At 66.5% G+C, this 16331-nt stretch carries 17 protein-coding genes; 11 read left to right on the top strand and 6 right to left on the bottom strand.

Going from position 1 to position 16331, the window contains the following annotated elements:
- The first annotated feature begins 584 nt into the window (after window positions 1-584).
- The 5 genes from EW117_RS26205 (at window position 585) to EW117_RS26225 (ending at window position 3864) form a co-directional block, all read left to right on the top strand.
- The gene (locus EW117_RS26205) at window positions 585-854 is read left to right on the top strand and encodes a multiubiquitin domain-containing protein (RefSeq protein ID WP_129789672.1); all 270 of its coding nucleotides are present in this window, start codon (window positions 585-587) and stop codon (window positions 852-854) included.
- On the top strand, window positions 851-1249 hold the full coding sequence (locus EW117_RS26210) for a hypothetical protein (protein ID WP_129789673.1): 399 nt from the start codon (window positions 851-853) through the stop codon (window positions 1247-1249). The genes EW117_RS26205 and EW117_RS26210 overlap by 4 nt, the downstream gene beginning before the upstream one ends.
- Window positions 1250-1254: 5 nt before the next feature.
- On the top strand, window positions 1255-2682 hold the full coding sequence (locus EW117_RS26215) for a ThiF family adenylyltransferase (protein WP_129789674.1): 1428 nt from the start codon (window positions 1255-1257) through the stop codon (window positions 2680-2682).
- A gap of 331 nt (window positions 2683-3013) precedes the next feature.
- The gene (locus tag EW117_RS26220) at window positions 3014-3358 is read left to right on the top strand and encodes a helix-turn-helix domain-containing protein (protein WP_165362878.1); all 345 of its coding nucleotides are present in this window, start codon (window positions 3014-3016) and stop codon (window positions 3356-3358) included.
- Window positions 3355-3864 (top strand): ImmA/IrrE family metallo-endopeptidase, encoded by a 510-nt coding sequence (locus EW117_RS26225; RefSeq protein WP_129789676.1) that lies wholly within the window; start codon window positions 3355-3357, stop codon window positions 3862-3864. Before EW117_RS26220 ends, EW117_RS26225 begins: the two co-directional genes overlap by 4 nt.
- A gap of 95 nt (window positions 3865-3959) precedes the next feature.
- Here EW117_RS26225 and EW117_RS26230 read toward each other — a convergent pair whose 3' ends face one another.
- Window positions 3960-4172, bottom strand: coding sequence for a hypothetical protein (locus tag EW117_RS26230; RefSeq protein WP_129789677.1), 213 nt, complete (start codon window positions 4170-4172; stop codon window positions 3960-3962).
- 86 nt (window positions 4173-4258) lie between these two features.
- Here EW117_RS26230 and EW117_RS26235 point away from each other — a divergent pair, with 86 nt between their 5' ends.
- The 4 genes from EW117_RS26235 to EW117_RS30570 all read left to right on the top strand — a co-directional run bounded on the left by EW117_RS26235 (window position 4259) and on the right by EW117_RS30570 (window position 8423).
- On the top strand, window positions 4259-5113 hold the full coding sequence (locus tag EW117_RS26235) for an FRG domain-containing protein (RefSeq protein ID WP_129789678.1): 855 nt from the start codon (window positions 4259-4261) through the stop codon (window positions 5111-5113).
- Window positions 5110-6174: a DUF262 domain-containing protein gene (locus EW117_RS26240; RefSeq protein ID WP_129789679.1), complete on the top strand. Its 1065-nt coding sequence runs from the start codon at window positions 5110-5112 to the stop codon at window positions 6172-6174. Before EW117_RS26235 ends, EW117_RS26240 begins: the two co-directional genes overlap by 4 nt.
- 819 nt (window positions 6175-6993) lie before the next feature.
- Window positions 6994-7347: a TraR/DksA family transcriptional regulator gene (locus EW117_RS26245; RefSeq protein WP_129789680.1), complete on the top strand. Its 354-nt coding sequence runs from the start codon at window positions 6994-6996 to the stop codon at window positions 7345-7347.
- A gap of 146 nt (window positions 7348-7493) precedes the next feature.
- Window positions 7494-8423, top strand: a complete 930-nt coding sequence (locus EW117_RS30570) for a cold-shock protein (RefSeq protein ID WP_129789681.1) — start codon at window positions 7494-7496, stop codon at window positions 8421-8423.
- A gap of 5 nt (window positions 8424-8428) precedes the next feature.
- On the opposite strand, the gene EW117_RS26255 is transcribed toward EW117_RS30570, so the two are convergent.
- The 3 genes from EW117_RS26255 to EW117_RS26265 form a co-directional block, all read right to left on the bottom strand.
- The gene (locus tag EW117_RS26255; protein ID WP_207212065.1) at window positions 8429-9049 is read right to left on the bottom strand and encodes a DUF2625 family protein; all 621 of its coding nucleotides are present in this window, start codon (window positions 9047-9049) and stop codon (window positions 8429-8431) included.
- Window positions 9050-9299: 250 nt separating this feature from the next.
- The gene (locus tag EW117_RS26260; protein ID WP_129789682.1) at window positions 9300-9530 is read right to left on the bottom strand and encodes a hypothetical protein; all 231 of its coding nucleotides are present in this window, start codon (window positions 9528-9530) and stop codon (window positions 9300-9302) included.
- Between the two features lie 107 nt (window positions 9531-9637).
- A complete protein-coding gene (locus tag EW117_RS26265; protein ID WP_129789683.1) occupies window positions 9638-12028 on the bottom strand; it encodes a beta-galactosidase in 2391 nt (796 codons plus the stop codon).
- A gap of 82 nt (window positions 12029-12110) precedes the next feature.
- Between EW117_RS26265 and EW117_RS26270 the strand changes: the two genes are divergently transcribed.
- Together EW117_RS26270 and EW117_RS26275 are read left to right on the top strand one after the other, a co-directional pair.
- Complete coding sequence (locus EW117_RS26270) at window positions 12111-13037, top strand: helix-turn-helix domain-containing protein (RefSeq protein ID WP_242504576.1); 927 nt, start codon at window positions 12111-12113, stop codon at window positions 13035-13037.
- Between the two features lie 179 nt (window positions 13038-13216).
- Complete coding sequence (locus EW117_RS26275) at window positions 13217-14719, top strand: ricin-type beta-trefoil lectin domain protein (protein WP_129789684.1); 1503 nt, start codon at window positions 13217-13219, stop codon at window positions 14717-14719.
- 163 nt (window positions 14720-14882) lie between these two features.
- On the opposite strand, the gene EW117_RS26280 is transcribed toward EW117_RS26275, so the two are convergent.
- Window positions 14883-15389, bottom strand: a complete 507-nt coding sequence (locus EW117_RS26280; RefSeq protein ID WP_242504577.1) for a GNAT family N-acetyltransferase — start codon at window positions 15387-15389, stop codon at window positions 14883-14885.
- A gap of 33 nt (window positions 15390-15422) precedes the next feature.
- Window positions 15423-16184: a DUF427 domain-containing protein gene (locus EW117_RS26285; RefSeq protein ID WP_129789685.1), complete on the bottom strand. Its 762-nt coding sequence runs from the start codon at window positions 16182-16184 to the stop codon at window positions 15423-15425.
- Between the last annotated feature and the right edge of the window lie 147 nt (window positions 16185-16331).

Here is a 16331-nt window from a genome sequence, read left to right on the forward strand (position 1 = left end):
GGTCTCGATGAGCACAAGCAGGGCCGAGTTGGGATGGCGGGAGCGGAAGGGACGGGCTTGCCACAACCGGAGCGGAAGGAGACATTGCGGTCCCCCCGAGTCACGGCTGGGCTCGCTCCGCGCTACGGGCCCACCAGTGTCACCACGCGTACCTCGCAAGTAATCGTGTCAGAAACCGTGTCAACTTCTGAGGGTCCACGACGCTGCCCGTGCCCGGTCTGGGCTGGAGCCGTACTCGAAGACCTCGCCGTGCGCGGCGTCAACCGAGTCATGGTGACGGGCGGCCACATTCACAAACTTCTAGTCAATCTCTCGACCGCTAGCGGTCGTCGAACCTGACCAGGGCTCGGATCCGAGGAGTTCCGCGGATCCGAGCCTCTTCGCGTCCCGGGTGATGTCCCACAGTCCTGACACCTCGCCACGAGGTGCACTCGGCTGCGGGACGAACTCGGCCGCAACGACCACGGCCGCACAACGGAAGATGCAAGACTGTGTGTGTGACAAACCTAGTAGGTGTGCTTGCAAAACGAACATGAGGATGTCACTCTGTGGATGTAGTCATCCGAACAACCTGGAGGCATGACATGACGGACCACGGCGAAGAAGGGCGCGGCCCCGGGCAGCGGCCGATCGAGGTGAACATCAACGGCAAGACGGTCATCTTGAGCGATCACCGCATGACAGGGCTGGAGATCAAGGAGGCGGCTGTCGCCCAGGGCGTCATCCCGGATGTCGGCTTCCAACTCTCCGAGGAGCGCCCCAACGGGGAACTCGTCCACGTCCGCGACGATGAGACCGTCACGGTCACCCGGCACTCCCAGTTCCTTGCTGTGGCTCCGGACGACAACTCATGAGCGAGGCCACCGTGACCTCCGCGGTCGCCGAGGCTCTTGGCGGCCTCCGCCGCGCGTTTCCGGAAGCGCAGATCGCGGAGACCTCTGACGCCTCGGGCGGCCTGTTCGTGATCATCGAGCCGATCCAACTGGGCCCGGAATTCTCACCGAAGTCGACGTGGCTCGGCATGCACCTGTCGCCCCTGCTACCCGACGCGGACACGTACCCGCTCTACATCGGGGGTGGCGTCACCCGCGCTGACGGGAGCCCTATCACGGACACCGCGATCCAGAGCGTTGCCTGGCAGAGCCGCTCGGCCCTGCAGCTCAGCCGGCGGTCCACCCGACATGACGCTGCCGTGTCGACGCCCGCTCTCAAAGCGGGCAACGTGATCGCCTGGTTCCGGAGCCTGTGACCGGCATGGATGAGCCGACCTGGACGTTGCGCATTCCGGCTCCGGTGCGCGCCGAACTCTGGTCCCACCTCTTCCCCGGTGACGGGGAAGAGCATGGCGCCGTCGTGTTGGCTGGCGTGGCCCAGACCGGCGACGGACCGTGTCTCCTCGCCAGGGAGATCCTGATCGCCCGCGACGGTACCGACTATGTGCCCGGCAAACTCGGCTATCGGGCGCTCAGCCCAGACTTCGTCCGACTGGCCGCCGTGCGGGCGCGTGATCGCGGCCTTGCGTACCTCGCTGTGCACTGCCATGGAGGCGCCGACCATGTCGCGTTCTCGGGAACGGACCTGAACAGCCACATCCGCGGATACCCTGCCCTGCTCGACATCACACGACAGCCGGTCGGCGCGCTCGTGGCCGCCCGCAACGCCCTGGCAGGCGAACTATGGTTACCCGGCGGTGAGATCCGAGCCCTCGCCGAGACGCGGGTCATCGGGGAACCGATCGAGTGGCTGCACTCCGAGCCACCCCTCACGCCGTCGGTTGCTGTGGCCGGCTACGACCGCCAGGTACGTGTCTTCGGCGACCGCGGACAGGAGCTGCTTTCCCACACGACAGTCGCCATCGTCGGCCTCGGGGGGCTCGGCAGCATCGTCGCGGAGTACCTCGGTCGACTTGGCGTAGGCCGGTTCGTACTCGTCGACGGTGACCGCATCCACACCGCGAACCTTCCGCGAATGATCGCAGCGCGACGGTCGGATGCCGCCTTCGGATCTCTCGCCGAGCGGCTCGGCCTGGCCTGGCCCATAGCCCGCCGGAAGACCGCCCTGGCTGCCCGAAATATCAAGCGAGCCAACCCGAACGCCTCCATCACGATCTTCAATTCCGGCATCGAGGACCCCCGCGCCGCCATGGCCGCTGCAGCCTGCGACTACATCATGCTGGCCGCCGATTCAGCCCTGGCCCGCCACGTCGTCAACGCCATCGTCCAGCAGTACTTCGTACCCGGCATCGAGGCCGGCGTGAAGGTGCGGTCCAGCAATGACGGCACCGTCGAGGACATCCACGTGGCGATCCGCGCCCTCATGCCCGGGCAGTCGTGCCTGTGGTGCGCCGAACTCATCAACGCCACCCAACTCGCCCTCGAGACGACACCGGAGCGCGAACGTCAGGCGGCCAAATACATTCCTGACGTACCAGCGCCAGCAGTGATAACGCTCAACGGCATCGCCGCAGGAGAAGCCACAACCCGGTTCCTGTTCGCCACTGTCGGCCTCACAAGCGGGCTGCCGTCCCAAGCACTTCTACGCTTTCCACGCGGTCCCGAGCTCAAGCGCCAGACGGTCTCGGCACGCCCTGACTGTCGCTGGTGCGGGCGTACCTCGGACAGCAACCTGGGCCGCGGCGACAGCCGTGAGCTTCCTGTCCTCAGGCGTGGAGCGGGGCGATGAGCACGCTTGCTGCCGTGGCCTTGGCTCCGCCTTCGGCGGGGCACCCTCCAGCGCTTCCAGTGTCCTGAGCCTCCGGATCGCCGCACGCTGGTCCGTCGATTTGGCTCACAGGCTTCGGGCCTTCGCAATCGCATGATCTGAACGGGAGCGAGCGATCGCGTTGCGCCGCTCCGCCAACCCGGCTGAGAGCCACACCGGTGCTGACCAGCCCGGGCAAACGGGTAGGTATGCGCCGCGCCGGGACGATGGTTGCCGAATCTCACTCTTTGGGCACTGCGTAGAGTAGTTTGCGACAGACACACGTGGCGACATCACTCAAGGACGCGATCCCTTGCCCAATCCAGGCGCAGACTTCTACTCCGAGCTTGGCTCCCGCGTACGCGAAGCACGGAGAGCCATCGGGCTCACCCAGTCGGCGCTCGCCCAAGCAGCGGGCTTGACCCGGGCGTCAGTGGCAAACATTGAAGCTGGTCGCCAGAAGATCCTGGCGCATCATCTCGTCTCGATCGCGGCCGCAACGGGAACCAAACCGGAAGCGCTACTTCCGGGAAGGCCGCCCGAGCGGGTCGACGCCGCCAAGGTTGCGCGGCAGGAGCTGGACAAACCACAAGCGGACTGGGTGTCGGCGGTCCTGCAACACGCGGCAGACCAACCCGACGAAGGGAGGAGGAGATGACTCGCGCAGATGACCAGGCCGCACGCCTCCTGGCCCACGCCGAAATCACACATGCCCCCGTGGACGTTGAGAAAATCGCTCGCCTGAAGGGAGCGCGCGTTGTCCACCAAGAAATGGAGGGCAACGACATCTCTGGCATGCTCGTCCGCGAGGACAACCGAGTGATCATCGGCGTCAACAGCCACCACGCGACGGTTCGGCAACGCTTCACGATCGCTCATGAGATTGGACACCTTGTCCTCCACCGGGGCCGGGCACTGATCCTCGACACGCCTGTGCGTGTGAATTTCCGCGACCGCCGTTCGAGTCTCGCCGAAGACCGCGAGGAAATGGAAGCGAACCGCTTTGCGGCCGCGCTCCTCATGCCCGCCGAGTTCGTTCTCGCGGAAGTGCAGGCGCGCCAGGTCAAGCAGGTCGACGAACTGATCGATGAACTCGCGGGCAGGTTCAACGTCTCCACGGAAGCGATGGGTTATCGGCTGGTCAATCTGGGCATCTTGAGCTAGAGCCGTTTGGTGAATGGCATAGTCCGCAGGGCGTGACGTCATGGCCATCTCGGGACGAGTCCTTGCAAAGCGATGTGGCTTCGTTGATCAATACCTCATCGACTGGCCAACAGCTCCGCTGCCAGCAGGATCGCGACGATGATGTGCTCAATCGCACCCGCCACCTTCGGGGCCGGCTTCAGGCGCGAGCGGGCAAGGGCAGTATCCGCGTTGAGTAGCGCGGCTTCACGGGTTACGAAGGGGCCACGCTCGAACTCCCCTCTGCGACCGGCGATCGTTCCCCGCTGATCTCGCTTCTGCGCAGCCACGACCAGCAAAGTTCGCCCGGCATCGTGCGTGAGCCGCGTCAGGGTGAGCGGTACACTTTCGCCAGATTATTGACGAAGGGGAGTTAATGCCCGAGGAGCCCACAGCGCGACAAACCTTAGTGTCGAGCGACCTGCGCTCAGCCACCGGTGAAGATCCGCGGGCCCCGGAAGAACTTACGGCCTCCGATGGCGATAGTTCCGGTGACGACCTCGACACAGGCGTTGACAGCATCGAAGCGCTGATGACTCGGCTGAGCGGTTCACGGGCCAGCGGCACCCCACGCTGGTACCGGGGACAGACCGATTTCGCGTGGGGCCTGAACCCGCGGCTAGCGCGGAACAGAGGGCACCTCGATGGCGAAGTCGACATGCTGAAGCGATTTCAACAGGATGCCGGACCACGCGTAAGAGATCGGCCACGGACCTTTTGGGAGTGGATCTGCCTGGCTCAGCACTATGGCCTGCCCACCCGGCTATTGGATTGGACTGAAAACCCTCTCGTTGGATTGTACTTCGCGGTCCAGGCCTCAGGGCCAATTAATGAGGAGACCGACGGATCCTTCTTTGAACTTGAACCACAAGAGCTCAATCGGCGAGCTTTCTCCGACGCGCCCTCGGTGGTAATGTTGGATGAGGATGATTTCTTGGATTCCTACCTTCCAACCGCTAAGCCCGGGCCGTCCATGGGGCCGATCGCAGTCATAGCCGGTCGCTCGTTTGATCGCATCGTCGCACAGGTGGGCACATTTACCGTGTCTCATCGTTTGACCGAAGACCTTGTGAGCGTCCACGAAAGTTCTTGCGTAACCAAGATTCGAATCCCAGCAGCCGCGAAGCCTCACATCCGAGCAGCATTGAATGACATAAACATCAATGCCAGCACGGTTTTCCCTGATCTTGCTAGCCTCGCCGATCACCTGAGGGGGCTCTACACCAAATGATGGACTTCACTGTAACGCCATTAAGAACCAACACCGTCGCATATGTTGAAAGAATGAGGGGCCTGATTCAACTTGACCCGGTTTATCAGCGGCAAGGTGAAGTGTGGTCGCGTGCGAAGCAGGCATTGCTCATCGATAGCATAATAAATCAGTTCGACATCCCAAAGATCTACTTCCACCAGCATGCAGCACCCATAGTCGTCGACGGCAAGAAGTATAAGTACTCGCTAGTCGACGGGCGCCAGCGTCTCGAGGCGATCTGGGATTTCATGGACGGCAAGTTCGCACTGGCAGAAGACTTTGTGCATCTGGAGACAGGGTCGACCAGTGCCGCAGGTAAGACATACCGGGAACTGCAGGCCGAGGAAGACCATACCGCGATGCTGTTTGGAGCTTCCCCACTGGACATCATGTGCATACAGACCGATGATGTCGATCTGATCGAGGAGATGTTCAGTCGTCTCAACGAGGCGGTTCCATTAACCGCAGCCGAGAAGCGAAACGGTCGAGGAGGACCACTCCGAACGGCAGTTCGAACTCTATGTGACCGGGAGCTCTTTACGAATAAGCTTCCGTTTGGAAACAAGAGATACCGGCACTATGACCTCGCGACCAAACTGCTATTACTTGCCCAGGAGAGTGGCCCACACGACACAAAGAAACGCCAGCTTGACGACTTCTGGGAAGAGTTCAAGGTCAAGAACGACACTCAAGGTGCCGATGAGCTTTCCTCGGAGGTGGGCGGAATCATCGATTCGATGGAGGAAACCTTCACAGATAACGACCCGCTACTCGCAGTCGTTGGAATGATATCCGTGTACTTCCTGTACTTCTGGGAAGCGGCACGCCAATCATGGCCAGCACCGTCGCGCAGCGACTTGGTGGCCTTTGAGAAGGCTCGTAAGATCAGCCGATTCAACGACGAAGAAGACCTGACCCGGGAGCAGCGTCGACTCCTCGAATTTGGTCGGCTGGCGCAAAGCCCGAATGACGAGGGTGCGCTGAGATTTCGACTTGAGGTGTTGACTGACTACCTGCGGGATCCGGCGCGCTTCGACTAAGGAACGCGAACCCTGTTTGGTCGCATTGGCTCTCCAGAACTGGAACTGCGAAGTCCGCGGTTGGTGGGCGGAGGCGGCTCCGGCTGCGGGATAGAGGAGGCCTGCGGCAGCCGCCGGACGATCGCGACCTCCTTGAGCGAGACCATACTTCACCTGCCACGCAGGCCCGCGAGAGGCAAGAGCAATCGTTACAAGCTCGACCGACGCATACTCGTTAAAGTTCCCAGCACAGCTCGACCACTACCACCACTGGTGGCATACAGACTCTGCCTTGGACCACGAATAACGGCCCAGAGGTGGTGTGCCATCCTCGGGCTGCTCCCGCCAGAGGAGAGCGCGGTTTCCGCCATGACAAGTGACCTTCACCCACTGATCGAGCCGGTTGCCGTCGCCCCTGGCATCTGTCGTCGACGGGGGGCAGCGGACTGGCCCTTATTGGCCCTAACTTTCGCCAGACTGGCCCTAGTTAGGGCCAATAAGGGCCACTCCCGACCCCACGCGAACCCACTCAAGCATTACAATAAGACCAGGTCAGCGGCCATTTTCGGCCGGTTGGCCAGCATCATCCGATCGCCACCCGGCAAGGCTTCCAAACTAATGACGCGGGTTCGATTCCCGTCGCCCGCTCAGAGTGCGGAAGCCCAGGTCAGAGAGTGTTGCTGACCTGGGCTTCGTGCGTTCCGGAGGGGTGGAAGCGGCGCCGAGTGGCCCTAATTCCTCCGGGTCAGCAGCCGGAATCAGAATGTCCGCTCAGGCGACCGTCGCCGGTAGCCTGCGAGAGTCAACGCGCCCGAGATTCGCGAGGAGGGCTGCGGGAGAATGCCGCCGATTACTGAGATCCATGGGCTGTTGATCGCCGATCGCGAGCGCACGGCCGACCTGATCTCCTCTCTTTCCGGCAACATTGCCTCGATGGTGGAGGCGTCGCAGCTGACCGCGGCCGACGACGAGCACGACCCCGAAGGGTCGACGATCGCCTTCGAGCGCTCACAGGCGAGCACGCTGCTTGCTGCGGCAAGGAACCACCTGGCCGACGTGGACGCCGCGCTCGCGAGGATCGCCGCTGGCAATTACGGCTACTGCGAACGCTGCGGACAACCAGTCGCAGGTGACCGTCTGCTGGCCCGGCCCACGGCCCGCACGTGCATCAGCTGCGCCGCCGCCGGTAGCTGACATCGCGTTGTGTGTGTCCTCGTGGACGTCGCTGGTGAGCTCACGCAGTCTTCCGACCGTGCGAGCAGGAGCTACGGACACACCCGACTGGGGTTCTGTCAGGGACACTGGACGACAGCAATGTCTGCCGAGATGAGGAGTCTTAGGTGCCCCAGGGAACTGTCCGATGGTTCGACGCCGACCGAGGGTTCGGTTTCATCGACCTCGGGAATGAGGCCGAGGACCTGTTCGTGCATGCGTCCGAGATCGTCGGCGACGACGGACCGAAGCTTCTCCGCGAGGGGCAGGCCGTCGAGTTCGAGGTGGGCGAGGGTGAGCGTGGCCCGCAGGCGCGCCGCGTCCGTGTCACGGGCGACCGGGCCGTCCATGCGCCCGTGGGTGTGCTCGGCACCGTCACCTGGTACGAGCCGGCCAAGGGATACGGATTCGTCACGCCCGACGACGGTCGCGTCGAAGTCTTCGTGCACAGCTCGGCCATCGTCAGTGGCGGCGTGATCTCGGAGGGGCAGCGCGTGGCGTTCCTCGTCGTCGAAGGGGAGAAGGGGCCGCAGGCGGACCACCTGCTACCGCTCGGGGCGGACGCTGCGCAGTCGGCATCCGACGGCGCGGACGGCACGGTGTCCTGGTACGACGACACCAAGGGCTTCGGCTTCATCGCTCCCGACTCGGGTGGGGAGGACGTCTTCGTCCATGTCCGTGCGCTCGGCCCGGGTCTGACCGAGCTGTCCGAGGGTGCACGCGTGACGTTCGACGTTGTCGCCGGCGACAGAGGGCCGAACGCCCGCAACGTGCAGCTCGTGCGCGGCTCCGGGAGTGCGCGCGCGGCCACGGACCGCGGTCGGCCAAGCCGTCCCGCGGCATCGGGCGGGCCTGTGCGCGGCGGTGAGGGCACCGTCGCGCGCTACGACGCGGACCGCGGTTTCGGCTTCATCACCCCCGATGCCGGGGGCGCGGACCTGTTCGTGCACGTGTCGGTCGTGCGGGGCGACGAGGTCCTGGAGGAGGGCGACCGGGTCCGGTTCAAGGTGCGTCAGAGTGACCGGGGGCCGCAGGCCGACAGTGTCGAACTGATCTGAGGCGGTCAGAGACCTGAGCGCGAATCAGACACGCGGTCGCCGAACGTTCCCAGTGGTCCCAGGTCGACACCATCGATCTGGACGGCAGTCGATCGAGCAGCCCAGACCAGCTCAGCCATGGGTACAGCGGCACGGCTGGTGGCACCGAGATCCTCATGGGCCTCTCTGGACCAGAGCGGCGGATAGACGTTCAGCCCGCGGTCACCGCTCAGGCCGCGGGTCTCGGTGTCCCATCCGTCCCACCGCAGTCCGTCCGTGAAGTCGACCAGGCCGCCGCCGAGCACCCACGCAAGCCAGGCGGCGTAGCCGGCCTCAAGCGGTTCCCACTGGAGGGTGTCGGGTGCGAGGTAGATCATCTCGCCTGCCGTTCCGGGCCGTGCGACGGCGTCAGGGTCGTGCCCGTTGAGGACGTAGGTACCGCCGAGGACGTCATGGGCGACGACCAGCCCGTGCGCCGGTGACCAGGTGGCCTCGGGCTTCGGCGGGAAGTCGTTCATCGCGGCCAGACCAGGCAGGTAGCCAGGATCACCCGAGAGCGGGCTCCCGTAGACACGCAGCCAGCCGTGGTCGATCAGGAGTCCGCCGGTATGCACGACGACGGCGCCGAGGAGTGACCCCGTCGTCACCTGGAGCTGCTCGAGCGTGCGACGACTGGTCGTCTCGCCAGGGCGAGGATTTCGGCAGTGACAGATGCCTCGCTCACGAGCCTTTGCAGCTCTGGCCAGGCAGGTTCCTGCGTGGCGGTCAGGTTCTCGAACAGTCGCACACGTTCGATCGTAGTCGCGGGCGCAGGTCAGCGGCCAAGCGCCGAACACGGCGCGTCTCCGAGCTGGAGAACCCAACACCCAGTGCTCCCGACGCCGTCTGGATGCACGGTCACGCCCGGGCCACCCGGAACCTCTGCTGAAGATCCTGCGCCATGGCGAGCAGCTCCTCGAATGCCTCGACAGCCCACGCCGCCGGACCCGCCGGCAGTTTGCCACCAAGGTGGGCGATCGCGGCTGCCACCATCTCGAACGATTGGTCCCGACGAGGCTGATCGACGATCCGATCGAGATAGGTCTCCATCGCTCCGATGGCGTCCGGCCCGGCGAGCATCGCGCTCACCGTCGCAAGTGGAAGCGCTGAATCAGCGCTGTGTGACTCGCCCATACCGGCGAGAACGGCGTCGCGGACCTCCTCGCCGGGATGGCCAGCGCGAACCAGGCACTCCGTCACGGGTTCGCCTCCTCGGCAACGAGAACGACCTTGGCGACCCGCACGATCTCGACCGAGGGCACCGTGATGCCCTCGGGGACGTCGCGCACCGACGGGTCCACCCAGACTCCGGTGTCGCTGCGCCAGGGCAGCAGCTCGAGCGTCACTCCGTCCCGGGCCACCCGTTCACGCCACGGTGTCAGGTCCAGGTCCCAGGCCCGCCCGTGCCAGAAGTGGTCGCTGACCACCTCGTGACCGACCAGCGCCCGGCCGACGTCGCCCGTCCAGGTGACCCGCATGAGAGCACGGTCGACGTCGGCCACGAGCTCGCCCGGCACGTCGAGCTGGACGCGCGCCGCACCGGAGAAGTCCCGCGGCGCGCTGAGGCGGTCCATCGGGCCGCCCCGCGCGGGCTCCGGTGGCGCAGCAGCATGTGGTCGGAGGCCGCTCGCCAGCGTGCGCCGTCCTGCGCCGGTCCGCACCGTCCACGTCCCCCACGGCGTTGCCACCGCGGTAGCCACGACGACCTCGGCGTGCTCGGACGTCAGCGAAGCCGGTGCGGGAAGGAGAGAAACGGTGACCGACTCGGTGTCGGGGTGGGCGACCAGGCCGCCGTCGAACCCGTACACGGGTGCGTCGGCCAGGACGAGCCGGTCGCGTCCGGCGATCTCCAGGCGATAGAGATGGTTGGCCGTCTCCTCGTCGACGACCAGGACACGCACCCCTGGCAGCTCGACGAACGCGCCCGGTCCTGGTGCTCCCACGAGGTCGACGGCGGTGTGCCCGCCGTCGGGCCGCGCCGTCCCCGCGCCGCGCACATCGACGTCACCTTCGAGCACGAGCTCGACCGGAACACCCTCCGTGGCGCTCAGGACGACGATCTCACCGGCGTCGTCGGCAATCCTGGTGACGAGCTGTGCCGTGGCGCTGCGCAGCACCAGCCCGTCGGTCAGCGGGTAGCGCAGCGGCCAGGCCACGGAGACGCCCACCGGTACGTCCGTCGGGCGGGAGGGGACGGTCACGACGGCGTCGTCCAGCTCGACGGCGACCTGCAGCCCGGGCTGCGCGTCGAGCGGACGGCGGGCCGACTGGTAGGTCGTGAGGAAGAGGTAACCGCGGTGCCCGTCGGAGCGGACCGACCAGCGCAGCTCGGACGGGTCCTCGCTGCCTCCACCCACCGTGGTGCGCATGGCGGCCAGCTCTGAACCATCGGTCGCGAGCCACAGGTGCTGCCGGCGCAGCAGATGGTGGTGTCGGCGCACCTGTCCGTGCTCGCCGACCGGCGCGTGGAAGTCGTAGCTGAGAGTGGGGACGTCGTTGGGGTACCCGGTGGCATGCGACTCCTGCTCGGTGCCGTGGGCACCACGCCGCTGCGTCCCACCGGCGTACATGTAGTACCCCTGCCAGATGGAGCCGCTGCCGATCTTCGCCAGCGCGAGAGCGGCGACATCCTCGGAGGTGACGAGAGGCCGACGGTGATAGGCCGCGTGCATGCCGCCCCCGAGCTCGCAGGTGGCGAACGGTAGCGCCGCGTCGTCCTTGAGTCGCACCGCCGACGGGTCCAGCACGATGCCGTCGAGGGCCTCACGCAGGTCGGCACCGACAGTCAGGTCGTCACGGACCTCGCTGTAGCGGAAGTGGAAGGCAGCGAAATCCGGCCACTCCGTGGCCGAGTCCTCCCAGAATCCGTCTGCGTAGGCGCTGTACAGCGGCAGCAGGGACTCTGGTACCTGGGCGCCTCCCCAACCTGTCGCCGTCCAGATCGGCACCCGCAGGCCGAGGTCCTCGGCGATGGTGCGCAGCATCGCGAGGTGCTGTGGCTGGTCGTAGAGCTCGTTGTCCATCTGGGCGCCGACGACCGGGCCCCCCTCGACGTGCGTGAGCCCGTCCAGCCGGCCGATGATCTGCCCGTAGAACCGGCGCACCAGCTCGAGGTAGTCGGTGTCGTTCGTGCGCGTGGCCACGCCACGCTCGACGAGCCAGTCCGGAAAGCCGCCGTAGCGGGCCTCACCGTGTGCCCACGGCCCCATGCGGACGATCACGTCCAGGCCGTGCCGTGCCGCAAGCTCGATGAACGCCCGGAGGTCGAGGTTGTCGTCCCACCGGAACTGGCCCGGCTGCGGCTCGTGCGCCTGCCACAGGAGGTAGGTGGCCACGGTGTCCAGGCCGCCGGCCCGGGCGTGACCCAGCACCTCGGACCACCGGTCGCGCGGTAGCCGGGAGTAGTGGATCTCGCCGGTGATCGGGAACCACGGCTTTCCGGCGCGTTCGATCGACCCACTGGTGATCTCGATCCGGTCGGCGGTGCCCTCAGGGTCGCCGAGTGGCAGATGCCCTCGCCGGGGCGGAGGTGGCACCTTCGCACGCAGCCGCTGAGCGGCGGGTACCGGGTGAACGTCGGTGTTCATGTCTCTCCTTCAAGGGGTGTGCCCCGGCGCCCTTCGAGCTGGTCGGACTCGTAGAGCAGGCATGTGTCGAACGTAGGGCGGCTTGACCACCCTGGCGATGGGCGTTTCCATGGCCTCCATGGACGAAACGACGGTTATCGAGGAACTGGCGCTCCGGGACGGATTCACCGGCCAGCGCATGTTCGTCGTTCCGAGGCCCACGGTCCAGGCAGCGCTCGCGCGGCCGGTGACCGGCCGTCTTCTGGTCACTGATGCCGGGTTGTTCCCGCACGCGGCACGCCACGGACGGTTTCGCGAGGGCGGCGCGAGCCAGCACATCCTGATGCTCTGCACCAGCGGCGCCGGCTGGTGCCGGACACCCGATGGACGGTTCACCGTGCAACGCGGCGACGCGGTCCTCCTACCCGCGGAGGTCGCGCACGAGTACGCAGCATCGGAGGACGACCCGTGGACGTTGTGGTGGTTGCACTTCGTCGGCAGGGACTCCGCCGAGCTGGTGCGGTCGGCACACGAGGCTGCCGGCGGTCCGCTCTCCCACCTGCGCGACCCGACACCCGTCGCCGGCCTCGTCTCACAGGTCATCGACGCCCTGGACTCCGGCACTGCCGGAGGGCTGGTCCGAGCTACCGGCGCGGCGTGGAACGCACTGACACAAGTGATCGCGACGGGTCGCCGTAGACCTGGCCCCGCTCTGAGCCCTGTCGAGCAAGCAGTCGAGCATCTGCGTGCCACGACGCCTCAACGCACCTCGGTCGAGGCACTGGCTGCGATGGTCGGGCTGAGCTCTTCCCAGCTCAACGCTGCCTTCCGGCGGCAGGTGGGCGTACCACCGTTGCGCTACCAGAGCGATCTGCGCATGGCGCGGGCGCGTGAGCTCCTCGACAGCACGGATTTCGCAGTGACCGCGATCGCGGCCAGCTGCGGCTATGAGGACCCGCTCTATTTCTCCCGCCAGTTCACCCGGACTCACGGTCTGGCGCCTACGGCCTACCGGGCGCGGATCAAGTGAGTTCACGACCGTAGGACCTGTCGCCGCGTGATCGTTTCTGATCGTTTAAGGTCCACTCTTGACCACATACTGTTCGAGTGGGACTCTTGCGGGACGCTGGCCTCGCAAACGATCAGCATCGAAGCCCTCCGTTAGTTCACAGTCGAACGCGCGCAACGAAGCGCGAGATGGGTTGAACCATGCCGACACTCCGTCCTACCTCCCCACGCCCTCGGCGGCCCCGGGCCCGCCTGGCTGCCGCCCTGCTAGCCCTCACCCTCCTGCCGTTCACCGCTGTCGCGGGCAGCGCCCCCGCCACGGCGGCCACCTCCCAGTTCCGCGGCATGAACTGGGCGGTCGCCGGTGACAACTTCTCGACGAGCCCGCTGGTGCTCGACGGGCTCTCGTCGTCCGACAGCTACGACACCGTGCGGGCGAAGGCCAACGCGCTCTACGGCGACATGGAGTCGACGCTCGGCGTCAACACCGTCCGCCTGCCCGTCAACACCCACACGGTCGGCACTGCCTGGTGGGGTGCCTACCGAGGCACGATCGACGCGGCTACGGCCCGCGGCTGGAAGGTCATCCTCGGGTACTGGGAGGACGGCGCCGCCTCCGGCGGCAGGGTCACCAACACCGCCGCCTGGAACTCCATGTGGAGCACGATCCTGTCGCAGTACGCCTCGAACAGCCTCGTCTACTTCGAGCCGATGAACGAGCCGCACGGCTACTCCTCGACCGCTTGGCGCGACACGGCCGCCGCCTGGCTCAGCACGCACAGCAACGCCCCCGACGGCCGCGTCCTGATCGGCGGCACCGGCTACAGCCAGGACCTGCGCGACGTCTGCAACGACTCACGCTTCAACAACACCCTGCTCTCGTTCCACACGTACACATTCATGTACAGCGCGATGACCTACGACGCCTGGAGGTCGCACATCACGACCCGTCTGGGGAACTGCGCGTCGCGCGCCATCGTGACGGAGTTCGGCTCCGCGATGAACAGCGGCCTGAACTACAACGACAGCGGCAGCAGCCACAACATGGTCCGGTACCTGCGGGCGGTCGCGCAGGTCATGCGCGACAACTCCATGGGTGGCGTGTACTGGCCGGCCGCCGGCGGCAAGCAGGGCAACATCGGCTACGACTGGTACTCCATGTACATCAAGAGCGGCAGCGGCACGGCGCTCGACCTGACGATCCGCAACTACTCGGGCGCCAACCAGTACCGGTATGCCATGGGCGACAACGTGAACCCCAGCGGGGGCACCGGCTCCGGTTCCCGCGTCGGCACGATCGCCGCCAAGCACTCCGGCAAGTGCATGGACGTCGTCTCCGCCTCGATGTCGAACGGGGCCGAGGTCACCCAGTACACCTGCGGCACCGGAACGAACCAGCGCATCGCGCTGAACGACCTCGGCAACGGCTACTACCACCTCGTCGCCCAGCACTCCGGCAAGTGCATCGAGGTCAACGGCGCTTCCACGGCCGACGGGGCGAACATCACGCAGTACACCTGCAGCGCAGGCACCAACCAGCAGTGGCAGCGCATCAGCGTGGGCAGCGACCACCAGTTCAAGAACCGGAACTCGGGCAAGTGCATCGATGTCCCGAGCGCATCCACTGCCAACGGCACCCGCCTGAAGCAGTACACCTGCAACACCAGCAGCACCAACCAGGTCTGGACGATCACGACCTCGTGACCCCAGCTGGCACCGTGCCGGCGGCGGGCGAGGCCCTCAGCCTCGCCCGCCGCCTTCACCACACCCTGACGTGCTGCCCGAGCAGAACCAACGGGTCCTGCCCCGACGGCGGCGACTCGTGCAGCGCGTACCGCCGTGACCCGCTGTCACGCGAGCGCTCGGCTCAGACGGCGCGTTCCATACACACCAGGTCGGCGCGGTCATCCCACGAGTCGACGACGGCGAAGCCGAGGCGCTCGTACAGTCCGATGGCGCCCGTGCGCCACTTCCAGACGGATAATGCCACCGTGTTGATGTCACGCGCGGCCGCATGGTCCAGCGCCACGGTGAGCAGCCGCGATGCGACGCCCCGACCCCGGAGCTCCGGCACCGTCCACAGCCGCTTGACCTCCGAGCGACCCGCTACCGGCGCGGTCAGAACCAGAGAGCCGGCCGGCCTGCCCCCGGAGCGGGCGACCAGCACGACGTCCCGGGCGAACGCCGTCCGGGGCTCCGCGATCTCCCGCTGATAGCGCGCAGGCAGGGCGCTCACGTCGCCGACGGCGGCGCCCTTCTCGGCCTCGGTCTGCAGGTGGTAGGCAGCGAGCAGGGCGGGGAGCCCCGGCTCAGCCGGAGACTCCCGGTCGAGCAGGCGGACGACGACGGGAGCAGTCTGGGGGGTGTCGGTCACCCCTCAGTATCAGTCGCCGGATGACGCCGACGGCTACGGCACGCTGATCCGTTCCCCGTCGACATAGACCTCCAGCTCCGCGCTCTTCTCCGGCCAGAAGCAGACCAGCCCCGCCACGGCCAGCCCTTCCCGCAGTGGGTTGTCATAGCCCCATGCGACGTCGGTCAGCTCCAGGCCGCCTACCCGCACCGCCCAATACGCCGCCGTGCCCTTGTAGGCGCAGTAGCTCACCGTGTCGGTCGGCTTCAGCTGGTCCATCCGCACGTCGACCCGCGGCAGGTAGTACCTCGGCGGCTGCCCGGACTGGACCAGAACCACCGGCCGGCGCGACTCGGCGACCACCTGCCCGCCCGCCACGACCCGGACATGCCGGCCCGACGGCATCGCGTCCACCCGGACGTACGGGTCACGCGCATGGGTGTGGATCAGCTCCTCCTCCGCCAGCCACGTGTCCAACGCCGACCACTCCAGCGTCACCGCGTCCCGCAGATCCTCGACCGGGGCCTGCGGGTACCGCCGGGCAGCGCCGGTCAGCACGGTGTCGCCCACCACGACATCGAACAGCTCGCTCGGGCCCAGGCTCCGGGAGCGAGGCCCCATACCTGCCGGGCGAACCTCGACCCGCACCCGGTCGGGTGCGAAGAAGTACAGGGGATAGAAGCCGTGCTCCCAGACCAGCAGCGGCGGGTCCGCGTCCGCGACCAGCACACCGGAGCGGTAGGCGCGCACCCGGACCGCTCCAGGCTCCACCGTCCCCGGCTCGATCACCACTGCCCTGCGTACGGCGTCAGCCATCCTGCTCCTCACCTCGCGGTCCCACGCGTTCTCCGCCGTGCGTGGGCGGCGGGATGGACGCGTCCTGCTCTCTCACTGACCGTGGAGCAGCGTCACGTGTGACATGGATCCAGTACGAGGGTGCCGGCGACCGACGGTCTCCGGCGC

Source organism: Promicromonospora panici, assembly GCF_900608595.1.
Classification (GTDB): domain Bacteria; phylum Actinomycetota; class Actinomycetes; order Actinomycetales; family Cellulomonadaceae; genus Promicromonospora; species Promicromonospora panici.